The following is a 6266-nucleotide window of genomic DNA, read 5'->3' as shown; positions in this document are numbered from 1 at the left end:
AGATCAGCCTGAAAACCCACCTCCTCCAACGGCGCCAAATGCAACGGACCAACCGGACGCGGCCCCGACAGCCCATCGGCGCCGGCGACTACACCGGAGCTTCCGTCAGTTACTCCGGCGCCTCCGTCAGCTACTCGGTTTCCGGCGAGTCCGTCTCCGGCCACACCTGCCGACCCGAGATCCGCCCCTCCCGACGCTCCGCCGCGTACCGGCCGATCGTCACCGGTACCGGCAGACTGCCGTGCACCGTCACCGTCCCGTCCCGGTCGATGATGTAGCTCCCCAGGCCGACCCGCATCCCGGTGCCGCGTTCCTGCGGACTCAGGATCTCCTGCGCCAGCCAGCCGAACTCGAACTCGTGCAGCGCCATCCGATTCGGTGTCCCGACCAGCCGCTGGATCAGCTCCTGCGCTTCGTCCCGAGTCACTGTTGGTCCCTCCACCCGCTGCCGGCGCATCCATCGACCACAACGCATGGGTGGCGGCGACGATGTGCGTCGGCGGCACCGGCCACGTCTGGCCGTCCTGCGGATCCCACCACACCGGCCCGTCGGCCCCGTACGGGTAGACGATCAGGAACGCGTGCGAGCCGTCGGCCAGGGCGTTGCCGTCGGCGTCGACCTGCACCTGCCCGGTACGCTCGTCCACACTGAGCCAGTCGGCGACAACCAGGGCGGCACTACCCGGCCCGGCCGCCGCCACCCGATCCTGCAACTGCGCGTACTGCCGGGCGACCGCCACCGCCCGCTCCTGCGGCCCACCTGGCAGGTCCGCCGACGGACCGACCCACTCCCCGCCCAACCACTCCTCGGCCCGGCCGACACCGGCCGCCTCGCCGGTCTGCCGGTCGACGGCGCCGTCCGGCAGGATGTCCGGCCAGCGCGGCAACGACACCATCGGCCGACCAAGAAACGTCGACAACCCCGCCAACGAACAATCCATACAATTGTTGCCCCGACCCGACCGCCCCGGACCACCATCATTCACCAACCCACCAAACGGATGCGACGACGGATCCGCACCCACCACAAACCCACCACCCGACCACAACACCGCCTCAAGATCAGCCTGAAAACCCACCTCCTCCAACGGCGCCAAATGCAACGGACCAACCGGACGCGAGCCGGCCAGCGGCGCATCGCCGCCCGCCACGGGTACGGCCCGGTCGGCTACTCCGGTGGCGGGCCCGGCTCCGGCCACACCTGCCGACCCGAGATCCGGCCCTGCCGACGCTCCGCCGCGTACTCCTCGACCACCACCGTCGCCGGCAGGCTCGGCTGGGCGGTCACCACGCCCGTCAGGTCCACGATGAAGCTCCCCTGACCGATGTGCATCCCGGCTCGCCGCTCCTGGGTCGACAACTCCTCCCGGACCAGCCAGCCGAACTCGAACGGATACATCTCGATCGGGTTCCTGCTGCCCGGCAGTCTGCCGATCAGTGCTCTGGCCTCGTCCGCGGTCATCGACGACCCCTCCCTGCTCCGGCGATGTCGACGACTCACCTGCGGCATTCGCCGACGCCAGGGTCGTTGACCCGGTATCGCGGCCCGCACCGGACACCGGCCGGGTGCCGGTCAGGTCGGGCTGGCCTCCCGGCAGATCCGGGTCAACTCCGCCTCGCTCGGCAACGACACCGCCGTGAAGTGATGCGTCACCGACTCCGCCATCACCCGATCGACGAGCCTGGTCTGCTCCAGGTCCGGCGTCGAATAGAGAAACGCCGCTGCTACGTCCGGACGGAAGTTCCACCTCTGCGTCGGGCGATCCCAGATCACGGCCTGCACCGGTCCGCGCTCTTGAGCCAGCGCGAGCACGTTCGCCGGAGTCCCATCCAGCTCCCCTGGCGGGTACATCAGATAGTAGATGAATGTCATAGTCAGCCGAGACCCTCCCTTGCGCTATCTGATCGGCAAGTCCCACGAAGTCCACCTGATCGAGACCGAGACGGCCAGCAAACTCCGAAAACGTGATTCCTTGCCCATTCAACCATATCGCGAAATCACTGGCAACGTTGCGCCGCCTAGAATCACTTATCCATTTTGCAAATCCATTTTGGATCGAACTTCCGTAAGTTTCAGAAATCAGTTCCAGGCCGCCCGGAAGTTGCGACGACAGCCCAGTCGATTTGTTCATTATTAGAATATTTAGAAACGCTTCAACCCTGCTCTCGGATGACCGAACAGGATCTCGGACGACCTCGTACCAACCGTGGGTCTGCTTACCAACTAGCCAGCTTCGCTTCGTCGGGAACCGGACCTCGAATACGCGACCACTGGGAGATACAAGAACAGTGTTCAGCCCATAAAACCTGTTCCCCGGATTCCAATAGGACTTGACCTGTTGAACCTCATATCCCCGACCAACCAGGCCATCCAACGTCTCATTAACCGCCGAGCCATAATGTCGCTCTGGCGCCAGGAGCGAAAATCGAACTAGATCACCGACCTTGCCGAGCGCCCCATGTAGATCAAGCCCGATAGGCTCAAATTCCACCTTGAACTTCCGCGCCAATGACTCAGCATGCTTTACCCGATGCTCGAGACCTACTGGCGTAAGCCTCTCCGGCCCGACGAGTCCAATCTCCGCGCCGGCCTCGGCAGCCGCCACAACAAGGTCTGCGAGTACGATATCGGCGTCTTGGCGAGCAGCAAGCAGAGCCGTGGCCAGGAGCTCCCGGTCGCCAGCCGAAAGGCTGTCCAGGTAGGGAATCGGCTCTAAATTCCCGACTGAATCGGACGAAGGGTCGCTTGCGACGAGAGAAGCCGTCAGGTCGGGCTGGCCTCCTGGCAGATCCGGGTCAACTCCGCCTCGCTCGGCAACGGCACCGCCGTGAAGTGATGCGTCACCGACTCCGCCGACACCCGGTCCACTCCTCGAAAGTTGTTGCGCTCCTGGTTCACGAACAGCACTGCTATCGCGACGTCCGGCTGGCAACTCCACTTGGCGGTCGGTCGGTCCCAGGTCACCGCCATCGTCGGGCCCGGATGGTTCGCTAGGGCGATCACGTTCGCCGGGTGGTCCGACGGACGTGTCGGGTGGTACAGCAGGAAGTACTGGAACTCCAAGTCCGCCACCCACATCACCTCTCCGGTCCAGCCCGAACCCGGGCACGTCAGTGTAATCAAGTCCCCGAGCCGTAAGCACGTCGACGAGAGTCTGTTGAGTTGTAGTGAGCCACTCGCCATAGCGCTGCCGAACAGTGTTGTCCGGAGCCGTACCTGAGTCGAGCTTGCCTAGCCACGCCGCAAGTCCATGGAACTTCGCCGGCCCGAACCGGTCTGCCAGAACATCGAGGCCACCGGGTAGCCCGTCGGCCAGTCCGGCCGCCTTGTTCAGCGCGAGAATGTCGAGGAAAGCGTTGACGCGATCAGCCGGATGAGAGTCCCTGTCCCGCAGCACCTCATCCAATCCGTGAGTCGCTTTTCCGACTCGCCAGCTCGCCTCGGTTGGAAACTGAATCTCGTACAGCTGACCCTCAGATGATCGAAGAGCGACATTGAGGCCGTAGAATCTGTTGCCGAGATGCCAGAAGACCTTGCCGGTCACCACTTGATGATGAGCCGACTCAAGGCCGCTGAGGACACGGTCGACCGCGGCACCGTAGGCGGGCCCAACGGGGCTCTGCACGGAGAAGCGGACGACGTCGTTGATCACGGCGAGCGCGGCTGGTATGTCATCGCCAACAGGGCGGTGCTCTGTCACGAACTTTCTGGCCAGCGACTCCGGATCCTTGACCCGATACTTGGTCCCGAGCAGCCTGAGTTCCTGCACACCGGTCAGGTCACCCATCATTCGTAGCCCGACAAGGACGTCGTCCAGCGTTGCCTGGATCGCCTGCGCGCTCTCCCCCGCAGCCGCCACGCCATGCTCCAGCTCCTGCCGCTCGGCGTCGGACAGCCGATCGAGATAGCTCGTCGTATCCGCGGCAGGGCCGCCAGCTATCGGCTGGCCTCCTGGCAGATGCGGGTCAGCTCCGGCTCGCTCGGCAACGGCACCGTCGTGAAGTGGTGCGTCACCGACTCCGCCGTCGCCCGGTCCGCTGCCCGTACGCTGTGGCGCTCCGGGTCGGCGTACAGGATCGACGCCGCCACGTCCGGCCGGAAGCCCCACCTCGACGTCGGACGGTCCCAGATCACCGCCTGGGTCGGCCCGGTGCCGGCCGCCACCGCTATCACGTTGACCGGCGGCCGGGTCTGGTCGTCCGTCCGATACAGCAGGTGGTAGCGGAAGGTCAGGGTCGGCATCTGTGCTTCCTATCGCATCGGGATCGAATCCGGGCAGGTCGGACGGGTCCAATCCTCGCGCAGCCAACTCCTGCCGGAAGCTGCGACTCGGGTCGGCGGCCAGCCAGTCGACGTAGTCCTGTCGCAGGCCGGCCTGGTCCTGCTTGCCGATCCACTTGGCGAAGCTGGTGTCCTTCGGTGGGCCGTACCGCTCGGTCAGCACCGGCATGCCACCGGGCATCCGGCCGGCAATGTCGTGCGCCTTGTTGACGGTGAGGATGTCGAGGAAGGCGTGCATCCGGTCGGCCGGGGTCCGCGCCGGGTCACGCATCACTTCGTACGGACCATGGGTTTGCTTGCCGATCGCCCAGCTGGTGACGGTGGGGAACTGCACCTCGTATGTCCGGCCGGTGGGCGTGACGAGGGTGCAGTTCAGCCCGAAGAACCGGTTACCGGGGTGCCAGAAGCTCTTGACGTCGGTCACCTGGTGGCCGCCGGCGGTCAACGCGTCGAGCACTCCCGCAACCGCCGGCCCGTACGCGTCGGTCTCCGGTGCCCGTACGGAGAACCGCACCACGTCGTTGATCTCGGCGAGCGCCTCCGGGAGGGTGTAGCCCTTCGGCTCGAAGTCGGTGCTGAACTTGCGGGCCAGCGACTCTGCACCTTTGACCCGGTACTCACTGCCCAGCGGGGTGAGCGCGGCGGTGCCGGCCAGGCCAAGATCGGTGTTGAGCCGGTCGCCGATGGTCCCCAGCTCGGCCAGGATCGCATCGGCATCGACCTGGGCGGCGGCCAGCTCGGCGAGCAGCGTGGCCCGGTCGGATTCGGTCAACGCATCCAGGTACGCCGATTCACCGGTCGCCCCGGTCGTCGACACCGCAGTCGTCTGCGGGCCGTCGGCCGGCATCGGATTGCCGTCGGCGTCGAGGACGATCGACCAGACCCCGTCGACCTCGCTGCCGTAGATCGGCCCAGCGTCGGAGACCTGCCGGCTCTGCGCGTCGATCCAGATGATCTGCCCGTCGTGGTTGACGGCGTTCCAGGTGTGCGCGCCGCCGCCGGCCGCAGCGGTCCAGCTGGTGATGATCAGCGCGGCGAATCCGGGGCCGGCGCGCCGCAGCTGGTCGGCGACCGCCTCCAAGCCGGCCGGCCCGCGGCCGGCAGGCGCGAAGGACGCCCCCAGCCACTGTTCCTGACGCCGGGTGCCGGCCGGCTCGGCGGTCACCGACGCGCCGGTCGCCGCCGCGACCTGTGGGTCGCCGTACCAGGTGGCGAGGACGGACAGGCCGACGTCGGCGCAGTTCGTGCCGCGGCCGGGGTTGGCCGGGCCACCGTCGTTGACCAGCTCCGGCCAGCGGCCGTCGCGCGGGTCGGGGTGCCGGGCCGGACGGCCGTCCGGCCCGACCGGCACCTCGTCGGTCAACGCCTGCTGGTCGGCGGGGTCCGGCGGCACCAGACCCTGCATGTCGCCGGTCGGTCTGGTCTCCGGCAGCGCCCGGCCGTCACCCAACGCGCCGGAATCCGGCGGTACGGTCGGGCCGGGCATCCGTTCGGTGTCCACCACCGGGATGACGCCGAGTTTTTCCAGCATCGGCCCGCACGACCGGCAGGGTGGTCGGTAGACGCCATGTTCGTACACCACGTCGACGTCCTGGGCGCGGCGGAACTGGTGGGTGACGATCCGCGCCCCGGCCAGCTCCGATCGGGCGTACGCGGCGAAGTCGCCGATCCGGCCGGCATCCTGCCACTGCCGATCCAGCTGGTAGACCACATCGGACACCATGGCGACCTCGGCGCACCGCCCGTGCCCGCTGCCGACCCGGCTGACCTGCTGAGCGACCTCGGCGAGCACTGTCTCGACCAGCGGGTGCGGCGTCGGCTGGGTGGCCGGGTCGGTGCTCTGGTCGGCGGTCATGCTGCTGTGTGTGGTGAGCTGCCCGCTGCGGGTCATCAACGCGCCGACCACGCCCGGCCGTTTACCCATCGAGATCTGTTCGCCCTGGGTGGCCTGCTGCTGGTGCCGGGTCACCGCACCCGTGACGGC

At 67.1% G+C, this 6266-nt stretch carries 1 protein-coding gene; it reads right to left on the bottom strand.

The genetic code is table 11. The features are described 5' to 3' along the window. Nucleotides 1–6251 (bottom strand): toxin glutamine deamidase domain-containing protein (locus ACFHW1_RS14175; RefSeq protein WP_416615563.1); only part of this gene is annotated, 6251 nt, incomplete at its 3' end. Nucleotides 6252–6266 lie beyond the last annotated feature (15 nt).

This window comes from Micromonospora sp. LOL_014 (assembly GCF_048060245.1).
Classification (GTDB): Bacteria; Actinomycetota; Actinomycetes; order Mycobacteriales; family Micromonosporaceae; genus Micromonospora_E.
Note: the sequence above shows the minus strand (reverse complement) of the source record. Positions and strands in the feature narration are given on the sequence as shown.